Here is a 19927-nt window from a genome sequence, read left to right as displayed (position 1 = left end):
GCTAAAGAATAACTACTCGGTATGGATAGCAATAACGCGAAGTGGAGCACCGCTACCACCTCCAATTTTCATGGGCAGCGCGATAACCGTAAAGCCCTGAAAGGCTAACTGCTCTAAATTAGCTAGGTTCTCAAAAGCTGGAATATTTGCTTGGAACAGCGCCTGATGGGTTTCAAAATGTGTAGACTGGCCGAAGTCAATGCTTGGAGTATCAATGCCGATGGCTTTGATATTACGGTTTTCTATCAGCCAGTTGGCAGCCTCAGGATGAAGCCCCGGGAAGTGTAATTTTTCTACTGCTTCTGCTCCTCTTTCATCAGTACCCATATACTGCATCCGATCCGGCCAGTATTGACCATATCCAGTTCGTAGAAAGACAATACTTCCCTCTGGGAGTTGACCTTGTCTGGTTTCCCATGCCTCAAAGTCATCCACCGATACCTGATAGTCAGGATTAGTACCGGCAGAATCCTGCACGTCAACGATCACCCCTGAACCTATCAGGTTTTCCAGAGGAATAGCATCTACAGCCTGCTGTCCTTCGGCGAAGTGGATCGGAGCATCCAAATGTGTGCCTCCGTGCTCAGCTCCGCAAAAAGAGTTGGCTGTGTAATAATATCCCTTATCGGTAAAGCCTTCTGCCTCTTCATTCAATTGAAACCCATCCTCTGTGGGCCAATAAATGGTTGAACTATCATAGGCATAGGTAAGGTCAACGATAGTTCCACTGAGCAGTGCCTCAGAAATATCGTATGACCCGTTGACTGTCGTGCTATCCTGATTTTGCGTGCAGCCTCCCCACAGAAAGAATACAAGAAGAAAACCTCTGACTTTCATGTATATTGAGTTAGGTTGACATGATAAGCTGAATTTAAACATTCATCTGATAAAGCAACAATCTGATACCTCTTAAGCACAATAAAGTCAGGGTTTTACATAGATAATATTCAGATCAATCCCTTCTTTACCTTTTCACTTCTTAAAGTATCAACCTGTGCTAAGCCATGCAAGTATTATTACGGTTGATATATAATTATAGTAAGCGTGTGAAACTGAAACCAGACGCTGCTTCAGCCTAACGATAAATCAACACTGGATAAACTTCACCGGAGCTAAATACTTCTTTTTCGGGAGGAAGCTGCATGAAAGCATCACATGCCAAAAGATTAGCAAAGTCACCGGAACCCTGCCCTTCTTCGGGATAGGCCAGCAGTTTGCCATCGGTTTTGCTTTCTAGCTTAACCTGGGTGAAATATGTGAGCGGAGGAGGAAATTTGATCTCTCCAGCCAGCTCCGCAAAATAAAGTTTGCTTTCTTTGATGCCCATACTCGCGAGAATCCAGGGTTTTACGTAGCGGTGAAAACACATGAAGGTAGATACCGGATTGCCGGGTAAGGCAAAGACAACTTTGTGCCTGGGGCTTTTACCGAACCAGAAAGGTTTGCCAGGCTTTTGTTTTACCCTGTGAAAAAGCTTTTCCACGCCCAGGGCTTCCAGCACTTCGGGAACATAATCTTTTTTGCCTTTGGAAACCCCGCCACTCATGATCAGTACATTGTGCTTTGTCAGTGCATTGCCGAGCCCTTCCCGAATGATATCTTTCTCATCAGCAAAATGATAGATGCTGGCTGTGATTCCCAACTGTTGCAGTGCCGCATAGAGCGCATAGGAATTTGACCGGCGTATCTGATAAGGCTTTGGCTTTTCGTCTATTCCTACCAGTTCGTCGCCTGTCGATATAATACCGACATGCAGGCTTTGACTTACTTTTAGCTGTGTTTTACCTACCGAGGCAGCTACCGCGATTTCTGCCGGACCAATTACCACGCCTGCCGCCAGCAGTTCAGTACCTTCTATCTCATCCAGTCCCTGCCGGTGGATATTCTGCCCTTTCTTTTTGGGGAGCTCCAAAAACTTAGCATATTTCTTACCCTCTTTTTCTATAAACTCCACATCTTCGTATCGGGTGACCGTATCCGCATTGACAGGGCATACCGCGCCGGTCATCACCTCCATACAGGCTTGTTCATCTTGTAAAGTAAGGGGAGGGACTCCAGCGGCCAGCAGACTTTCAACCTCCAGGAGTTCTCCTTCCTCCACATGATCATAGCGATAGGCAATACCATCCATCGTTACCCGGTCAAAGGGAGGGAAGTCACGGTCAGCATGGATAGACTCTTGTAATACCTTGCCCTGACATTTTTCTAATGGAAGATTTTCCGTTCCTGGACTCAGCACATGTTGCATTACGGTTTCATAGGCCTGCTCTACGTCAATCATAGTGTTAGCGTTAGGTGATATGGCAATGTTAAAAAGTATAGACAAAATAAAAAAGCGCCATCAAGGCGCTTTGTCAATAGAATCAATAGGGTAAATGTTTAATTATTAAGCTGCAAGGCGATATAAACCTGTGCCAGTGAATTACTCACTTCACTCAGTACTGCATCAGAAGTGGCACTTTCATTAATTTTAGTAAGTCCGAGATTATATCGGGTACCTACAGATAATATTTCAAAGTCTAAAGCAAAACCACCGGCAAGTCCAAAATCCAGCGTTTTAAAACTATCTTCTCCATCAAACTCACCTACCGCATCCGCGTCAATATTGCTGTTTAGCAAAAAGCCTACATAGGGACCTATGTGGATATTGGCCGACTCTCCCAGTTTGAACACTGCGAGCACGGGTATGTCTATATAGCTTAAGTTATATTTTACATCACCTTCAGCTATTCCTATGTCATAGGTAGCTTTGGTACCTTTGGTATTATAGAGAATTTCCGGCTGCAGCGCAAAGCCATCCAGAATGGGCAGTTGGGCGAACACTCCTGCATGAAAGCCGGTTCTCATACTTTGCTCTTCTACATTTTCCAGAGAAGCAAAATTACTGAAATTTACACCTCCCTTTACGCCTGCTTTAATATCCTGTGCGATGATGCTCAAAGGAATAAGCATAGCGCACATGATAAGTATAATCAGTCTGATGATTGTCTTCCTTTTTTTATTGATTTGGTCTATATTTTCCATATAAGTGTATACGATGATTATGTCTTAAAGTAAGTAAATATGGTGCCACTGGAGTGAGTTATTTTAGCTTAAGCCTTAAATACAGCCATTGCTGACTGTTTTAAGCCATTATTTATTTTTTTTGTAGAACGTTTAAAAGTAATCTTTCCACAGAAGTGTGTAATATTTACCCAATGATGTGGATTTTTTTGGTATACATTTATTTTCTATAAAACATAAAGATGCTCTTTCTTCATGTAAACGCTTCCTACAGGTTTTTGCAGGCTCATATCTATCAAGTATATGTCTTACTGATTTTGGTACATACTTTGAATATGTATAGGCATGTAAACAAACTATTAGACTGATGAGAAATATTAAACACAATAATTCAAATAAAATACTAAGCTGGATAGCAGCATTTGCCTTGTTGACCAACTTAAGCTTATTGCCTGCCTGTAAAACGATGGACAATACACAAAAGGGAGGAGCCATAGGTGCCGGAGCAGGCGGTGCTATTGGTGGAGTGATTGGAAACAAAGCAGGTAATACCGCGGTAGGAGCTATTATTGGCGCTACGGTAGGGGGGGCTGCCGGTGCCCTGATCGGTCGCCAAATGGACAAACAGGCAGAAGAACTGGAAGAAGACCTGGAAGGCGCTGAAGTTACCCGGGTAGGTGAGGGGATCAAGATTACCTTTGACTCCGGCTTGCTGTTTGACTATGACTCTTACGCATTGCGAGACAATACCAAAGAAAACCTTCAGGAGATGGCCGAAACCCTTAAAAAATACGAAGATACCAATATATTGATTGAAGGACATACTGATAGTACTGGTTCTGATGATTACAATGAAGAATTATCAGAAGACAGAGCAGAGTCAGTTTCGGAATATCTGCTTAGTTTAGGCGTAAGCCCTGACCGTCTGACCACCATGGGCTATGGAGAGGAGCAGCCTGTCACCGATAATGATACGGCTGAAGGCCGTCAGGAAAACCGTCGTGTGGAAGTGGCTATCTATGCCAATGAAGAGATGAAGGAAGCGGCTGAAGAAGGCAGACTGGGAGAATAAACAAAGGAACAGCATATTAGAAACCATAAGAATGACAAAAGCCTCTGCTATGCGGAGGTTTTTTTATGCCCCCTTTGCCTATTATCTTAGCAGCGATAGCAAAGCAAAACACTATGGCAAAAGATAAGCAAAGGCTGACTCACCTGGACGCAAAAAACCAGCCTACGATGGTAGATGTGGGAGATAAAGCAGTGACACAGAGAAGCGCAACAGCACAGTGTATTGTCATTTTAGGGGATGATATTATGCAGGAACTCAGCCAAAGTGGAGACAAGGACGAAATCTATAGTAAGAAAGGCCCGGTATTCCAGACCGCTGTTATTGCCGGTACCATGGCAGCTAAAAAGACCCATGAACTGATTCCTTTTTGTCATCCTTTGCCGATAGAGAAGTGCAAGCTGAAGATATACATCAATGCTGCACAGGAGGTGGTGGTGGAATGTACGGTAGGCGTAACCTCCAGGACCGGGGTGGAGATGGAGGCACTCACCGGCGCCAATGTAGCGGCCCTCACCATTTACGACATGTGCAAAGCCCTTTCCCACGACATTGTGATCAAAGAGACCAAACTGATGGCCAAGAGCGGAGGCAAACGAGATTTTAAGCGGGAGTAGGTAAGTAAAGCAGTGGGAGTTGTTTTAGCGTACTTAGATGCGGGAGCGTATAGGGATCTGCAAAGTATTTTCATTGTAGCTGACATTTCTTTAAATTCAGCAAGAGACCTTCTCTACAGCTTCTTTTGAAAAACCCTCATCATGGAAGATACCACTACGCAACTACAGGTATGGCTTGATTTTGTATCCACCTTTTTCTGGCAGGTCATCGTAGTAGTGATGCTCTTTTATTTTCGTATTGAACTCAAGATGCTCTTTCAACGATTGGCTAAGTTCAAATTTGGTGAAGCTGAGTTTTCTTTTCAGCCGGAAGTGGCTGAAGCTACCAGTCCGGGAGGCGAAGCGGATAGCAATATAGAAAAGTTGGGAGCCAGCGGTTTTTTTACCCGGGAAGGTATCAGGGAAATCATCAACGACTCAGAGCTGGTAGGAAAAGGTGAGCAGGTAGTAGATGAAATCCTGATTTTCCGCACGTCCCAACAACGGACATGGCTGGTAGCTACCGAGAAGCATCTTTTTTGTATCCTGGACGATGAAGACACCAGGGCTAGTGGAAAGGTGATACAGTGGAAACTGGCACTGAAAGAGTCGAGTCCGGTAAGTGCGGGATTGTATAAAGCTAGAACCGGCTTGCTGAATATTGGACCGAAAAAGGGGTGGCTGTATTCTAAAGCCCTTTATAACAGACCTCAGGAGCTGGAGCAGGCAGTAAGTGAGCTTATACAACGAGCTAAAAATTAGCTGTTCGGCTTTGCGGGGGAGTGAGCTAAGATTGGATTAATGGTTATCAGAAATCAAGCAGACTCACTGAGTTGTACTTTAGCTGGAAATGAGTTATAGCTTGTCTTCGCTTCTCCTTCGCTTCTCCTTCGGTATTCCTTCGTTATAGCTGTGTTTTGGGTTTTTTGTATTTTTTGGAGAAGTGGTATTGATGCTGAAGTTGCAAACTTCAGCTAGTGGGGAAATATGCTTAGTAAGGTGAGGATTCCTTAGCGTTACGGAATGCTTCAATGGAGCATATCCGGCAGGCTAAGCTGGATATATGATGAATGCAAAGCACTGCCTTTGGAGTATGAGTGAGGTCGGTGAAGATAGCGAGCACGGAGGCATTGTTGCTGAAGTTGCAAACTTCAGCTAGAGGGTAGCATAAATGAGTGAAAGACGAGGGCGGTGAGACGATAAGCTATCGTGTATCTACCGCCTCTAATGCTGATGCAGCCTTTATCGGCCAGCGGTGATATTCGCCTGGTCTCTTTTGATTTGCCATTGACCATCAGTATACTGCCATTCCGTAACATAAGTGCCTTTCACCTCATTACCAGAGGCAAACAGAATGCTGAACTTCCCCTCTTCTTTGGCAATAGTATCCTGTATGCTGATGTGATCAGCAGCCAGTTTGTTGAAAGAATATCGGCCCATCTGTGCGCGATAATAATCCGTAAGGTAGTTTTTGTTACATCCAATGCCTATCACACAGGCATCTTCCCGGTATAAGGTCATCAGTGAATCAACTTGCCCCTGGTTAAACCATTTGACATAATTATCATTAGCGGTCTGAATGGCTTGTTGGGCTTCAGCAGTGCTTTGCCCTTTGCTTTCTGTAGCTACTGTCATCATCATAAGGCAAAAAGTACAAATAGTGAGTGCAGACATTTTGGTTGTTTTCATCTTGTTCCGGTTTAAGTTTAATGGGTCATTTGGATACATAAGATCACTTATAGCTGTTGGCAGCCACACCTCTGAGGCTGTCAGCTAGGTGATCATGCTGAAAAGTCCGGGAGCATTCAACTTACGTGCTTGAAATCCCTTGCTGATCAGCATCGGGAACAAGATTAGAGAAAAGCGCAATACCAGTACACGAAATTAAAGAACTTTGACCCGTCATTAACCCGCCATTTAGTCTGAGGGCAGTCATAATGGCTTTTTGCGAGCTTGGCTGGTTTAGGTTTTTACCAAAATAAGCAGGTCATAGCGCTGCCAGATTGCTTGTAATGAAGGTTAAAAATTAATAAGCCTGAGCCCCCGGATTGTGTCTCACAAAACGGAACTCTAACTGTAAAGTAACCTAGGGGAACATCTGCCTATTGGGGACCAATGTTAATTTTCAATGCGCTAGACTACAAAATCTGTCAGTTCTGTTTGCTTTTAAGCACTAAGGCAGGTTTTGTAGCATAAAGCGCTTTACGTTTTCACCCATAATGGCTCTGATTTCATCTTCCTTAAATCCCTGGGCGAGCATTTCTTCTACCAGCAATGGTAAGCCGGTCACATCAAAGGGAACGGTGGCACTGCCATCATAGTCAGAACCCAAAGCAATACACGCTACACCAGCAATAGATTTGATGTGTTTCATGGCCTCTACGATTCCCTGCGTCAGAGGCTCATTGACTGCACCCGCAAAAAAACCTACGCCTATCAGGCCTCCATTGGCAGCAATGCGACGAATATGTGTATCGGATAAGTTACGCACATTGTCCCGGGTGCCCTTGACCCCGGTATGTGAAACCAGGACCGGACGTTGGCTCAGATCCAGCACATCATCTATCAGGGCAGGGGAGGCGTGCGCCAGATCAATGATCATCTCCAAAGCATCCATACGCTGTATGACTTCACGGCCAAAATCGGTAAGACCACCTTTTTCTATACCGTGGGCGGAGCCTCCCAGTGCATTGTCAAAGAAGTGTGTAGGAGCCAGCATACGAACACCTTCCTGGTATAGTTTTTCAAGATTTTCCATCTTGCCTTCCAGGCAGTGTGCTCCCTCAATGCCTAAAAAACCTCCCGTAACTCGTCTGTTCTCTTTTCTTGATGTGATAAGCTGGTTTAAATCTTCCCTGCTTTTTACCACAATGAAAGGGTCTTCGTATTCATCGGCAAACTTAAAGAGTTGCTGACTTTGGTATACAGCTCTTTCGGCCAGACTAAACCAGTTGGATAGCGGTTTGGCCTGTAAAAAATTCAGTAATGTAATATTATCAAAGGTATCTCCTGAATTTTTTCTGAAGTTTTGCCCTGAGGGGGATTTGGTAACGATGGTAAATGCCTGTAAGGCCATGTTGACCTGCTGCATTCTGGGGAAATCTACATGGCCTATGTCATTCTTTTCGGTGAGGTCACGGTCCCAGAGCAGGGCATCGCAGTGTAGGTCAGCCACAAAATCCAGGGATTGGTAGAGGTGGAGTGCTTTATTTGATACGAGATAGGGTGGAGGTTTTTGGGTTTTATTCAGCTTCTTGTCAAATTGTTGTGGAACGATCCATGCGACTGCCATATAGATGATGATGAGCAGTGATAAAACAATGAGTGGCCATCTGAATTTTTTCATATGCAGTGTTGAAGGAATATCTCTAAATTAAATAACTAAATCAGCAATAAATCAATAGTTGATGGACATATACGCAAATATGTTTGCTGTGTCAATGAAGCGAAGATGAAAAACCATATCAAGTAAGCCTGCCTGAGTGGGAAAACGATATGAACGCTTTAATGCCTTCAGAGGCTGAAGCATAAATAATTATTTTCTCAGACAAGTTCTTTTTCATCATCAGAAGGCCATAACCTGTCAAGATTTAAGAGGTAGCGGATGATTTTGAGAGGCAGTTGGGTAATGCGATAGGGTCCGTTGATGATAAGCCGGGTATTGACTTCGCAACTCCGATAAAGGGCGCTTTCAATATCAATGTTTGCCTTCAGTCTTTGGAAATTGTACCAGGCGATACCTCTCGAAAGCCGAATTCCATAATTGGTAATAATTTCATCATTGTTTTTGAGTAGGCGGTCTAGTGAGAAAAGGCGATAGCTATATCGCTGTGCTACCAGCTCCTGTATTTCCTCAATAGAAGATTGCAAAACATCATTGACCAGATGAAAATCATGAATGCTAAGGATATCAGGATATTGCTGATCCACCTGCCAGAGGGCATAGGGTAAATCGTAGCTGATATGCACATACATGCAGATCAGCAGTTCGTCTAGCAGGGAGGTATGGGTTCGCTTAAGGGTGTCAAAGGCATATTGCCAGGCGGGAGGGCAGTGAGTGCCTTCAGTATAAGCTTCTACTGCACTCATGTATTTATGGGCAAAGGCTTCCGTCAGGGCAGTTACAGTTTCGGGACTTAAGTAGGTATGTTCATTCAGGCTTAAGAGGATCTTATAAGTCATCCTGGTATATACCAAAGAAAAGGTAGCCCTGCTATCCCGCTGAGATTCTAATTCTCGCGTAAGTTTATCCAGCGCATTATAAACCTTCTCAATACGTTGCTGATAGGTAAGTGTAGTCGCGGTCATAGCCTATGAATGGTTTCAATAGATTCCCCCCAGTCACATTTCAAAAGCCCATCTACATGATCATTATCTTTCACCGTATATTCACAAATCCAGGTGCTACCCAGCAAGGGCATATAGTAGCGAGACTGCAAACCTTCATTAAGAATTTCTGCTGGATACGATTTTTGTTTATTCAGGAGAAAAGGAAATGGGCCAAATCTATCATTAGCGTTTACGACTACATCTTTACCATTGGCATTCAGGATGTATTCTTCTTTTAGTAGATAGAGTGTCAATCCAAATTTGTGAATCCTGACTACATTAAAGGCGCTACCAATCTCATACTTTTGCGGATAGATCTTAATCTCAGAGTCAATACGGGCTTTGCCAAAAAGCTTTTGAAAGAGCAGCATAGCCTGTACCAGCAAATTGTTTTGCAGCCCCACTTTTTCTTGCTTAAGCCTTTCTTTATCAGTAAGTCTGAATTCAAACTGACCCGTCCACTTGCCTTTTCCTACCTTAAAATAATAAATCTGATTGGCTTTTTGATACTCCATCTGCACGGTATTTAAGGTGAGCAGCATACAATTATGATCTCCGCTATGCGTTTGAATACAAGCGTAGCGCTCATATAGATATTATACGGCTATTTCAGTCTGCCGGGATGCTCTGGAAATATGATGGTCAGGATTGTGGCCAGGCACTCCTTCTTCCTTTATGCGATATGCTTTGGAAGAGTATTCACTACGAGTGAGTACCCCTTCATCCCTCAGTATAGCCAACTCACGAAGCAACATTTCAGGAGTTGCCGGATAGTATTTCCAGTTAAATTCCTCTTCATTGAGGATGCCCTGATCTCTCAGTTGTTTAAGGCGTTCTACTCTATGATAAGAGTTCATTCTTTCTCCAAACCAAAGTAAGAGAAGCATGCCAACTATCGGTGTAAATAGCAATGAGGCAATGGCTACTAAGCCCCAGTGCAGGTTACTTTTTCTTCCCAGGTAAGTGGTCAGCAATACCATAAAAAAATAAGTGCCTCCAAGGAATAGAGACAATAGGGTGTCAGTTAGTGTAGTGCCCATGTCGTAGTAAGCTTTTTTGTTCTATAAGGCTTAGTAAACATACGCATGGGAGATGTAACCTAGTATTGAATATGTTAATTGTCATTTCGCAACGTAGTGTAGGGATCTTCTCCAGCCATATAAATCATTAATCAATGACTTTCACAACGTATAAGATCCCTAACTGGATAACTTGGTGGCGACTGCCGCAGTGGACTGAAAACTTATTTTTTCTTCTTTCAATGGTACCATCTGTAAAAAATCAATTCACCTTTCATGAACACTTACTCACAGATTTGGGCAAAACCCACTCATTTAATACGTCTTCAATGAAAAATATAGTGGATTAGCTTACTTTGGAGAGGTGTATTATATGTAAATATAAGAGGTAAGTCTCTATTTCATAGGTGTTAAGATAATTTGAAAAATGAATGTTGAAGATCAATTAAGACAAGTAGACTTCAAAGACCCAGATCAGGTCATTAATTTCTATGAATTGAACCGAATTTACTATGATAATTATCAAAGACTAGAGGATACAGACAAAATCAGTAAGTTTATAGACATTAAATTACACTACGCGAATTCTCTCACAGAAAATCATCATTTTGACAAGATGATCAGTGTCCTTGAGGAAGTTTCTCAACTATTGGAAAAGTTATCAGAAGAACATTGGAACTATAAAAAATCGGAGAGACATATAAGATTCTTAAAAGGAATGGTGTTGGCGAGAAAGAAAAAATTCAAAGAATCTTATCTGATATTCAAAAGACTTGCCAAGGAAGATCCTGAACATTATTACTATAAAGTTTGGTATGACCATGCTAAACTTGGAACATATAATTGGGCATTTAATGGAATGTCAATTATTGGTGGAGTGCTCATTTTTAGTGACCTTATTTTCTCGTTAAGTGATAAACTTCCTTTAGATATAGGTATTGTCGGACTTATTATTTTGGGGTCAACTTATTTGACTCAAAAAGGACTATATGAATATTTAAAAAGAAAAAAACTGCTCTAACAGTTGCTAAGAAAATATAGTAGTTGCGGTGTAACCAAAAATAGTGGATTTCCTTACGTTCCTTAGCCTGGGAGTTGAACTGACTTATTTGACACAGAGGCATAAATGAATATCAGAAAGGAAAAAATTCGCATTGTTATACACTTGATGTAAGTAGCTGAAAGCATTTTGTTTAGCCGCTTAGTTGGATGTAAGCGGCTAAACTATCATGATTAGAAAAGCAGAGGCTCACTCAACTCATCTATCATCTGCTCAAACTTCTCTCTGAGTTTGGGAAGGAGCCTTTTTGAGAAAATTGAAGGGAATGAATACGAACTTATTAAAAAGAGGAGACGTAAAAGACTGTTGGATCATTTCTGAAAATTAAAATACTGATGGTACAAGGCTTGATATTGAATCTGCATTGAGATAAACGATTGGAGCAGATAGCTGTACCAACACAAAGAAGTAGCAAGCTAAAAATAATGATTTTGCCTATATTAGATGGAAATTAATGTTAGACTATGGAACAAGAAGACTTGTTATCACGAATTACGATCAATGCGAATATTTGTCATGGAAAGCCCACTATTAGAGGCTTAAGGTATCCAGTAGAGAATATGTTAGAGTTGTTAGCAGCAGGGATGAGTTATGAAGAAATTCTAGCTGACTATCCTGATTTGGTAAAAGAAGATTTGCTGGCTTGTTTGGCTTATGCTGTGAGGGTAACTCAAACTAAGGCTATCTATCCCTTAGCCTCATGAAGTTTATCATCGATGCACAACTTCCTCAACTATTAGCTATATGGTTGGAAAATCATGGGGTTGATGCGATACATACATTGAACCTTCCCAAAGCTAATCACAGTGACGATTAAGAAATTATTACTATTGCTGATCAGGAAGACAGAATTGTCATCTCAAAAGATAGTGATTTCTTTGATGATCATATCTTGAGAGGAAGACCCAAGAAACTGTTAATCATAAAAACAGGAAATATCAAGAACAGCGAATTGATCCGTCTATTTGAAAGCAATTTTGACAAGATTGAAAGATTATTTAAGCGGTATGTTTTAATTGAGATGAATCGTTCTGACTTAATTGTTCATGGATAAGGTATGAATAAATAGCCTTCTGCCAACAATTTACCATGACTGTTGCATCTGCAACAGGACTGTCTTATTTGGTAAAGAAAGGCCTAGATGAATATTGGTGAAAAAAATCACACAGCCATACCCTTGAAGTAAGTGGCTAAAAGCTTTTGTTTAGCCGCTCAGCTAAATGTAAGCGGCTAAACAATTGTGTTTAGAAAGGCAGAGACTCACTCAACTCATCTATCATCTGGACAAACTTCCCTCTGAGTTTAGGGAGAAGTTTTTCGCCTGTTTTGTTTTCAATTTTTCGCCCATCCATTTCACTTACAGGGGTCATCTCGCCCATAGTACCGGTGGCAAAAACCTCATCAGCCGTATAGAATTCGGTAAGCGATAGGTTCTTTTCAATCACTTCTATGCCCAGCGAACGTCCGATTTCAATGGTCAGTCCGCGCGTAATACCGTGCAGACAGGCATCGGCATGCGGGGTGTACAGTTTCCCCCCTTTCACCATGAAAAGATTGGTGTCATTGAGTTCAGACACAAAGCCGTAAGCATCCAGCATGATGGCGGCATCAGCACCCGCAACATTGGCCTGAATTTTTGCCAGTATGTTGTTGAGCAGGTTGTTGTGATGTATTTTGGAATCAAGGTGTTTAGGACTGTTACGGGCGATCCCTGAGGTAATGACTCTAATGCCTTTCTCATTGTCATACACCGGAGGTTTCCATTCCGCCAGCACGATAAGGCAGCAGCCATCCTGGTTTACCCGTGGGTCCATGCCGGAAGTCACTTTCTCACCACGGGTGAGTGTCAGGCGGATGTGGGTATCGTCTTTCATGCCATTGGCTTCCAGGGTCTGAAAGATCGCCTGCTTAATGCTTTCGTTACTCGGGACATTGTCAAACAAGAGTGCTTTGGCTGAGTCCTGCAGGCGGTTCAGGTGGCGGTCCAGGCAGAAGATTTTATTTTTATACACCCTCAGCCCTTCCCATACCGCATCTCCGCCCTGTACTGAGCTATCAAATACGGAGACTTTGGCTGCTGAACGAGGGTAGAGGCCATCTTTCACATAGACTTGTATATCTGCATTTTTAGGATTGAATTTCTGTAGCATGGGGTTGGTAAAAAGTTGTAGGTTAAAGGTTTAGGCTGAAATTTATTAGGGTCTTGATGTTTGTTAATATGAAATTTTCATACTGAAATTTTTAAGCTTTGATGGAATACTGATAGAGCGAATCATAATAAGGTTTAGCTTCTTCATACAGTGGTTTCAGATGGTCAGGCAGTGGCCGGCTGCTCGTTTCCTGCTTACTGAATCCGGTAGACTGGTGAATGTTGTGATACCAGTACCTGGCCCATACCCCATCTTCAGGCCGTGCCCCTGCTTCCCATTGCAGCATGTTTTCATCAAAAGGGATATCCAATGCGGCACAAAGCTTTTGCATTACGCCTCGCTGATCTTTAAGTAATTCTCCCGAATCCAGCACCAGCGGATTCTGCCCACGCTCCTTGAGCCAGTGGTAGAGTTCGTACTGCTGCTTAGAGCCGATATCTTCCATCGCTGGCTGCTTCATCACCTTGCCGATGGAAGCAATCAATTGCCTGGGGGTACGGATCAGGAATAGATTGGTCATGGAAAGCATGAAATCCAGCTCCAACTTAATGAGATGATGCGCCATATCTTTGATAAAGAACACGGGCCGGTCATAATCTTTGAGCAATACTTCATCAATAAGCTGTTGAAGGTCACTGCTCATGCTATCCATGATTTCATCTTTGGCGGGATGATCTACATCAGGTCTGAGCTTAAGGTAATAAGCGTATAATGGTTCATCCACCACCCGGGTATCTTTGCGCTGGGCAAAGGAATACATCAAAGCAGTGGACAGGTTACGGGGGTTAGAGATCAGATGAATTCTTTTCAATATCAGGCAAAGTTAGGTTCAGGTGTATCGGCATGTTTTTCCAGATAGCCCCCAATAGCGGATATGGAATTAAATAGTTCTTCATACGAATTAATGATAAAATATTGAGACTGAAAAACATCTTTGCGATAGGGTGTACCCATCACTTTATCAACATCATAAGGAAGCTGGGTAGCTTCTTCGCTCAGCGAATATTTGGTTTCTCCAGCAGAAGAAAGTATTCCGGCTCCATAGATACGTAAAGCATTATTTTCTCTGATCAGGCCAAATTCCACAGTAAACCAGTAAATGCGGGAGATGAGATGAATCGCCCACAGATTGTCAATGTAGCTGAGAGCAATTTTACTAAGCGCTTGCAGAAAATCTACAAAAGGCTGGTTGGTAAGCAGCGGTACATGTCCGAACACATCATGGAACATATCAGGTTCTTCAAGATAATCCAGCTGACTCATTTTGCGTAGCCAGGTAGAGGCCGGAAACCTGCGGTCAGCCATCAGTTGAAAGAATTTGTCATCGTCAATCAGGCCGGGCACCACATGGATTTGCCAGCCGGTAAGTCCTTTAAGCACCGCATTGGTTTCTTCAAAGTTGGGGATTTTGTCAGCAGTAAAATTAATGAGTTGCAGCCCGTCCAGATAAGCCTGGGTGGCGGCATGGGGTAGGTTTACAATCTGTCTTTCGTACAGGATTTTCCATACCTGAAAATCCTCTTCACTGTACTTTTCATATTCTTGCTTCATCATGGGTCGTTGTTTTATGGTGCTGATGTGCCAATCCTAATCTTCATGCTTTGATCAGCCATTTTGATACGATTAGTTCTATATAAATAAAACTTAAATAAAAGAAAACTGTTGTTTCTAAAATTATAACCAAGTGAAGAAGGTACTTATTGCTGGGGCTTCAGGCGTTTTAGGCTTAGAAGTGCTCAAACAACTACAAGATCATCCTGAGTATTGGGTGAGAGGACATATTCGTGATGCAGCTAAAAGAAAAGCTATACTTCCCTATTGTGATGAAGTGGTGCTGGCAGATGCAAGGCAGCCTGAGCAGCTAAAGGGGATTTGTGATGATATAGAGATTGTGTTTTCCACCATTGGCAAAAGTGTGAGCTTGTTTGCGCCGGAAGCTGGGAATTTTGTGGATTTAGATTTCCGAGGGAATCTTAATTTGCTGGAAGAAGCCAAAAAGGCAGGCGTCTCCCGCTTTGTCTACACTTCTATTTATGGCAGTGAAACTTCACCTAATCTCATGCAGGGCTGGACACAGGAAATGTTTGCCCAAAACCTGATGCATACAAAATTATCTCACACGATCATTAAGCCAGTGGGTATGTTTTCTGGTCTGAATGACCTAATCATTATGGCAAAAAGTGGAATCTTGATGACTCCGGGAAACGGTAAATGTCTGACCAATGCCATTCACCCCAAAGATCTCGCTTCATTTTGTATTAACCATCTTCAGAACGGTCCTCAGGTAGCTGAAGTAGGAGGACCGGAAATTCATAGCCGTAATGAAGTAATGAAAATGGTAGCTGAGGCCACCCATACCAGGCTTACTATGAACATTCCCCTCTGGATTGTGAAGCCAGGACTGATGCTGGTGAGGCTACTCAACAAGAACCTCTATGATAAGCTTAGCTATTTCACTTACATCACTACACATGATATGGTAGCGCCCCGCTATGGAAAATTGACCTTCAAAGAATATTTAGATGGACAAGAGCTTCAGGCTGTTCCCTCATAGTAAGTTGAGTTGATCTTTTAGCTGCACAATTTTACCCTTTTCACTGGCTGGAATAAGCGTGTTGACACATAAATGGTAGTAGTGGCTGAACTGTTCTGACTGTACAAAGGAAGGCATGGTATCCTCCCTTCGACTGATGAAAGTGGACATAAAGCTTTTTTCGGCAACACTGCTAAATGGGTCGCGGGTAGGTACCGTACATCGGGCACAGGGCTTTTTACCGGTAAAAGTAACGGTTCCAACTTGAAAACTCAGATCAATACCAGGAGCATTGAACAGCCGGTCTTCCCAAAAAGGGGTTTCGCATCCCCCTAATTCAATATTGGCCCGAAATCGCTTTCTGATATTGCCTAAAGATAAATCCGGGAACCACTGCTGTACTTCCTGATAAGTGGCTGTGCTAACAATCGTAGGACCGGAGTTTTCATCATCATCAGGAAAACCGGAAATATCATTCTGCCTGATAGACACGGGCTCTTTTAAATAGTCACTGAAAAACTCCTCGATTTGCTGCTGTTCGTGTTCCATCTGAAAGCTTGAGATCAGCCCACCAGGCGTAGATAGCTTAACCTTTAGCTCAGCAAGATCAAAAACAGCGCGTAACTTTTGGATTGTAGGGTATTTCTTGGCATTCACCGTTCTGCCCGCTTTGTTAAACAGCGCAAATGTGCGGTCCAGATACAAAGCTCCTTTGTCGGTGATTTTAGCATGACTTACCTCTATACCATCCAGTGACTTGATAGGATAGAGGGTGATTTTTTCTATATGGGGCATAGGCTAGGGGTGAGCGGCCACCCACGTTTCTCCATCTTCAAAAACCTCCTTTTTCCAGATAGGTACCCGCTGCTTTAAGGTGTCAATGGTAAATTTACAGGCTTCAAAAGCTTCCTGACGATGCGGCGTGGATACTGCAATGATCACAGCGATATCGCCAATATACAAAGTTCCTTTGCGGTGATGAATCGCAATTTTAGCCACCGGCCACTTATTGGCGGTTTCTGCCGCCAGCTTTTCCATTTCTTTTATTGCCATGCTGTCGTAAGCTTCATACTCCAGCCTTACTACCGAACGTTCCTGCGTCTTGTTTCTAACGGTGCCAATAAAAACATCTACCGCACCGGCACTTCCGTCATTGACGGCTTCCATCACTGCCTTGATATCCAGTGGCTGATCGCTGAGCGCTATATCTATCTTCTTATTGCTCATCTTTCATTATTCTATCCGCCGCTCACCGGAGGAATGATAGCGATTTCATCACTTTCCTGTAAGCGCTGATCCTGCTCGCTGTATTCATTGTTGACTGCCACCAGCATAGACTCCAAATTTTCCAATGCGGGATAGTTTTGCTTGAGACTTTGTAAAAGAATGCTTACACTAGCCTCCTGGGGTAGCTCCAGTTTTAGCCTTTGCTCTCCAACAATTTCTTTGGTAACGCCGAATAATAAAATATTAAGTTGCATAGCACACAAATTAAGTGAGTTATGTTTAATACGCAAAGCTATGTACATTTGTATTTGAGCTAGGAAAAATTTCTTTATGCCTGACCTGATATACGATAATCACGGACGTCCTATCACCTACCTGCGGCTGGCAGTCACAGATCGCTGTAACCTGCGCTGTTTTTACTGCATGCCGGCGGAAGGGATCAGGTATTTACCCAAGCGGGAACTCCTTACCTATGAAGAGATGCTCCAGATGGTGCGGCTGATGGCAGCGATGGGCGTGTCTAAGGTGAGAATTACCGGCGGAGAGCCTTTTGTGCGGAAAGATCTGATGTATTTTTTGCGGCAGCTTAGCCAGATCAAAGGTATTGAAGATATCAACATTACCACCAATGGGGTGCTGACTACAGATTATGTAGCTGAGCTTAAACAACTGGGAGTTCGTTCTGTTAATCTCAGTCTGGACACTTTTGACCGGGAACGCTTCAAAGAAATCACCCGCAGAGATGAATTTGAAAAGGTAAAAGCTTGTTTTGACCTGCTGATAGCTCATGAGGTGCATACCAAAATTAATGCGGTAGTGATGGAAGGCAAAAACACAGATGATATCATTCCGCTTGCTGAGCTAACGCGTGATTATCCGGTAGATGTTCGCTTTATTGAAGAGATGCCCTTTAACGGAGAGGGCAGCCACTATCCGGTACTGGTGTGGACCCATCGTAAAATTCTGGAGAAACTAAGCGGGCGATATCCTGATATACAGAAAGTGAAAGATGCCGCGCATTCAACTTCTTATAATTACCACATTCCCGGACATCAAGGTAATGTAGGCATTATTGCTGCTTTCAGCCGAACCTTTTGCGGAAGCTGCAATCGTATTCGTGTAACTGCTCAGGGCACCCTCAAAACCTGCTTATATGATGAAGGAGTGCTGGATATCCGGAAGCTCATGCGTAGCGGAGCCAGTGATCATGAGATTCAGGATGCGCTGAAAAAAGCGTTTGGCAATCGTGCCAAAGATGGTTTTGAGGCTGAAAAATCCCGGCAGGCTTCCCACCCCGCTTCAGAATCTATGTCTACTATCGGCGGCTGATTCGGATCAATCCCCGACCCTTAAGGGTAGCATTTATATTTTTTCTATCTTTGGCGCTTTGAAATAAGCTCCAGCTCACATGCCGGTTGCTTTTGAATTTCAAACCTGAATGTTATCGTCAACCTTTTACAGTAAATAAATATCTTTTTGTTTATGCTCAGCTACTTAAAATGTCATTTAATAATGATGCGCAAAGCAATTTTTTTCTTAATCCTTGGTCTCTTTTTCATCGGTCATACCCAGCTAAATGCTCAGGGATCTGAAATTTATAATGGTGGTATCAACATCCCGGTTGGGCAGGATAGTAGCAAAAACATTCGTATCATCCTCCTCAATCAGTTCTGGGCAAAATGGGTAGAGAACAATCCCGGTACAGTAGGCGCAAATGGTGAATTGGCCGAGCATAGCTTTGATATTGGTGTACGCAGGGCCAGGGCAACCATTTACTCGCAGATTACTCCCCGCTTTTTAATTTTTACCCAAATTGGTATTAACAATCAGACCTTTATCAATGGAGGAGCTCCCGGGCAGGGACCCAAAAAACCACAACTTTTTTTCCATGATGCCTGGACAGAATATTCAGTAGTTTCACAGGTGAACCCAAGCAGTGGAGAAAAGAACCCTTTTTCTCTGGCTCTGGGCATGGGGCTGCACTTTTGGAATGGTGTGTCCCGTTTTTCTAATGCCAGCGTGGTGAGCTTTATGACCTTGGACTTACCGGTTTTTAACTTCCCAAATATAGAGCAAAGCGATCAGTTTGGACGTCAGTTTGGAATTTATGCCAAAGGGAAGGCCGGTCCTCTGGACTATCGTTTTCATCTGAATAAACCCTTTGTAAGCGGAAGCCTGGAGAATGTAAATACTGAAAGTGCAGTAGATATTCCTTCTGATAAGCCAGCCCTGGGAGGGTATGTAGCTTATGAATTCCTGGAGCCTGAGGGAAATTTGACTCCTTTCAGAACAGAGACTTATGTGGGTACAAAAAGAGTTTTTAATCTGGGAGCAGGCTTTTATCACCAGCCTGAGGCAAGTGGCTTTCTTGATGTTTCCGGTGACCTGGAACGCCAGGACCATACTTCCTGGGCAGTAGATGCCTTCCTGGACTATCCTTTTGGAATCAGGGGAATGGCGATAACTGCATATTCAGTACTTTACAATTACGATTATGGGACAGATTACTATCGGAGTGTAGGCGTGATGAATACGGCTGCCGGGCAGGCTTCTTCGCCTACTGGCTTTGAAGGTGATGTATCCATTGATGGCTTCGGCAATGCCGAGCCACTGCTGGGAACGGGAAGTATCTTCTTGACCCAGGCAGGATTACTTTTGCCCGACAACTGGCTGGGAAGTCTTGGTAAGCTGCAGCCTTTTGCACGAGTAGAGCTAAAAAATCTGGACTATCTAGACGATTCCATACTGAATACTGACTTAGGTCTCAACTGGTTTATTGAAGGACATCATGCGAAGATTACATTACAATACGGTACACGAGAGCTTTTTATCAGACAGGCTGGTGAGAATATTTCCAACGATCGTTTAGGGCAATGGACGCTGCAAACTCAAATCTACATTTAAGGCAAATGCATGTCCTTTGTTGTCAGCTTTTTATTTA

The 19927-nt window shown here is 43.1% G+C and carries 24 protein-coding genes; 10 read left to right on the top strand and 14 right to left on the bottom strand.

Going from position 1 to position 19927, the window contains the following annotated elements:
- Window positions 1–12: 12 nt before the first annotated feature.
- From OKW21_RS17000 to OKW21_RS16990, 3 genes are all read right to left on the bottom strand, one after another.
- Window positions 13–837, bottom strand: coding sequence for a cyclase family protein (locus tag OKW21_RS17000; protein ID WP_277481332.1), 825 nt, complete (start codon window positions 835–837; stop codon window positions 13–15).
- A gap of 238 nt (window positions 838–1075) precedes the next feature.
- Entirely contained in the window at window positions 1076–2281 is a 1206-nt protein-coding gene (locus OKW21_RS16995) for a molybdopterin molybdotransferase MoeA (protein ID WP_277481330.1), read from the bottom strand.
- A gap of 98 nt (window positions 2282–2379) precedes the next feature.
- Window positions 2380–3024 (bottom strand): porin family protein, encoded by a 645-nt coding sequence (locus OKW21_RS16990; RefSeq protein WP_277481328.1) that lies wholly within the window; start codon window positions 3022–3024, stop codon window positions 2380–2382.
- Between the two features lie 346 nt (window positions 3025–3370).
- On the opposite strand from OKW21_RS16990, the gene OKW21_RS16985 reads away from it, so the two are divergent.
- From OKW21_RS16985 to OKW21_RS16975, 3 genes are all read left to right on the top strand, one after another.
- Window positions 3371–4075, top strand: a complete 705-nt coding sequence (locus OKW21_RS16985) for a YiaD family glycine zipper/OmpA-like lipoprotein (protein WP_277481325.1) — start codon at window positions 3371–3373, stop codon at window positions 4073–4075.
- Between the two features lie 113 nt (window positions 4076–4188).
- Complete coding sequence (gene moaC, locus OKW21_RS16980; RefSeq protein WP_277481322.1) at window positions 4189–4689, top strand: cyclic pyranopterin monophosphate synthase MoaC; 501 nt, start codon at window positions 4189–4191, stop codon at window positions 4687–4689.
- Between the two features lie 141 nt (window positions 4690–4830).
- Entirely contained in the window at window positions 4831–5430 is a 600-nt protein-coding gene (locus OKW21_RS16975) for a hypothetical protein (protein ID WP_277481320.1), read from the top strand.
- Between the two features lie 480 nt (window positions 5431–5910).
- Here the strand turns inward: OKW21_RS16975 and OKW21_RS16970 are convergent, their stop codons facing one another.
- From OKW21_RS16970 to OKW21_RS16950, 5 genes are all read right to left on the bottom strand, one after another.
- Window positions 5911–6357: a Cif family virulence factor gene (locus tag OKW21_RS16970; protein WP_277481318.1), complete on the bottom strand. Its 447-nt coding sequence runs from the start codon at window positions 6355–6357 to the stop codon at window positions 5911–5913.
- Between the two features lie 484 nt (window positions 6358–6841).
- Window positions 6842–8014 (bottom strand): dipeptidase, encoded by a 1173-nt coding sequence (locus tag OKW21_RS16965; RefSeq protein WP_277481315.1) that lies wholly within the window; start codon window positions 8012–8014, stop codon window positions 6842–6844.
- Between the two features lie 197 nt (window positions 8015–8211).
- Window positions 8212–8976, bottom strand: coding sequence for a DUF5995 family protein (locus OKW21_RS16960; RefSeq protein WP_277481313.1), 765 nt, complete (start codon window positions 8974–8976; stop codon window positions 8212–8214).
- Window positions 8973–9512, bottom strand: a complete 540-nt coding sequence (locus tag OKW21_RS16955) for a hypothetical protein (RefSeq protein WP_277481311.1) — start codon at window positions 9510–9512, stop codon at window positions 8973–8975. Before OKW21_RS16955 ends, OKW21_RS16960 begins: the two co-directional genes overlap by 4 nt.
- Before the next feature lie 81 nt (window positions 9513–9593).
- The gene (locus OKW21_RS16950; protein WP_277481309.1) at window positions 9594–10037 is read right to left on the bottom strand and encodes an SHOCT domain-containing protein; all 444 of its coding nucleotides are present in this window, start codon (window positions 10035–10037) and stop codon (window positions 9594–9596) included.
- A 406-nt stretch (window positions 10038–10443) separates the two neighbouring features.
- On the opposite strand from OKW21_RS16950, the gene OKW21_RS16945 reads away from it, so the two are divergent.
- The 4 genes from OKW21_RS16945 (at window position 10444) to OKW21_RS32560 (ending at window position 12130) form a co-directional block, all read left to right on the top strand.
- Window positions 10444–11037, top strand: coding sequence for a tetratricopeptide repeat protein (locus tag OKW21_RS16945; protein ID WP_277481307.1), 594 nt, complete (start codon window positions 10444–10446; stop codon window positions 11035–11037).
- Between the two features lie 503 nt (window positions 11038–11540).
- On the top strand, window positions 11541–11780 hold the full coding sequence (locus tag OKW21_RS16940; RefSeq protein ID WP_277481305.1) for a DUF433 domain-containing protein: 240 nt from the start codon (window positions 11541–11543) through the stop codon (window positions 11778–11780).
- Window positions 11777–11893 (top strand): DUF5615 family PIN-like protein, encoded by a 117-nt coding sequence (locus OKW21_RS32745; protein WP_277481304.1) that lies wholly within the window; start codon window positions 11777–11779, stop codon window positions 11891–11893. The genes OKW21_RS16940 and OKW21_RS32745 overlap by 4 nt, the downstream gene beginning before the upstream one ends.
- Before the next feature lie 3 nt (window positions 11894–11896).
- On the top strand, window positions 11897–12130 hold the full coding sequence (locus OKW21_RS32560; protein WP_420870139.1) for a DUF5615 family PIN-like protein: 234 nt from the start codon (window positions 11897–11899) through the stop codon (window positions 12128–12130).
- A gap of 190 nt (window positions 12131–12320) precedes the next feature.
- Here the strand turns inward: OKW21_RS32560 and OKW21_RS16930 are convergent, their stop codons facing one another.
- The 3 genes from OKW21_RS16930 to OKW21_RS16920 form a co-directional block, all read right to left on the bottom strand.
- The gene (locus tag OKW21_RS16930) at window positions 12321–13226 is read right to left on the bottom strand and encodes an aminotransferase class IV (protein ID WP_277481302.1); all 906 of its coding nucleotides are present in this window, start codon (window positions 13224–13226) and stop codon (window positions 12321–12323) included.
- Between the two features lie 91 nt (window positions 13227–13317).
- Window positions 13318–14037, bottom strand: coding sequence for a sulfotransferase-like domain-containing protein (locus OKW21_RS16925; RefSeq protein ID WP_277481300.1), 720 nt, complete (start codon window positions 14035–14037; stop codon window positions 13318–13320).
- A 2-nt stretch (window positions 14038–14039) separates the two neighbouring features.
- A complete protein-coding gene (locus tag OKW21_RS16920; protein ID WP_277487726.1) occupies window positions 14040–14804 on the bottom strand; it encodes a phenylalanine 4-monooxygenase in 765 nt (254 codons plus the stop codon).
- A gap of 106 nt (window positions 14805–14910) precedes the next feature.
- On the opposite strand from OKW21_RS16920, the gene OKW21_RS16915 reads away from it, so the two are divergent.
- The gene (locus tag OKW21_RS16915) at window positions 14911–15780 is read left to right on the top strand and encodes an SDR family oxidoreductase (protein ID WP_277481298.1); all 870 of its coding nucleotides are present in this window, start codon (window positions 14911–14913) and stop codon (window positions 15778–15780) included.
- Here OKW21_RS16915 and OKW21_RS16910 read toward each other — a convergent pair.
- From OKW21_RS16910 to moaD, 3 genes are read right to left on the bottom strand one after another with little or no spacing between them, the layout of a single operon-like run.
- On the bottom strand, window positions 15775–16554 hold the full coding sequence (locus OKW21_RS16910; protein ID WP_277481296.1) for an MOSC domain-containing protein: 780 nt from the start codon (window positions 16552–16554) through the stop codon (window positions 15775–15777). The genes OKW21_RS16915 and OKW21_RS16910 overlap by 6 nt on opposite strands.
- A 3-nt stretch (window positions 16555–16557) precedes the next feature.
- Entirely contained in the window at window positions 16558–16986 is a 429-nt protein-coding gene (locus OKW21_RS16905; RefSeq protein WP_277481294.1) for a molybdenum cofactor biosynthesis protein MoaE, read from the bottom strand.
- Window positions 16987–16997: 11 nt separating this feature from the next.
- Window positions 16998–17240 (bottom strand): molybdopterin converting factor subunit 1, encoded by a 243-nt coding sequence (gene moaD / locus OKW21_RS16900; protein ID WP_277481293.1) that lies wholly within the window; start codon window positions 17238–17240, stop codon window positions 16998–17000.
- Window positions 17241–17325: 85 nt separating this feature from the next.
- Here moaD and moaA point away from each other — a divergent pair, with 85 nt between their 5' ends.
- A complete protein-coding gene (gene moaA / locus OKW21_RS16895) occupies window positions 17326–18315 on the top strand; it encodes a GTP 3',8-cyclase MoaA (protein WP_277487723.1) in 990 nt (329 codons plus the stop codon).
- Window positions 18316–18498: 183 nt separating this feature from the next.
- Complete coding sequence (locus tag OKW21_RS16890) at window positions 18499–19890, top strand: porin (protein WP_277481291.1); 1392 nt, start codon at window positions 18499–18501, stop codon at window positions 19888–19890.
- Window positions 19891–19927 lie beyond the last annotated feature (37 nt).

The sequence above is a fragment of the Catalinimonas alkaloidigena genome, assembly GCF_029504655.1.
Classification (GTDB): domain Bacteria; phylum Bacteroidota; class Bacteroidia; order Cytophagales; family Cyclobacteriaceae; genus Catalinimonas; species Catalinimonas alkaloidigena.
The sequence above is the reverse complement of the archived record's forward strand: the minus strand, read 5'-3'. Positions and strand labels throughout refer to the sequence as shown.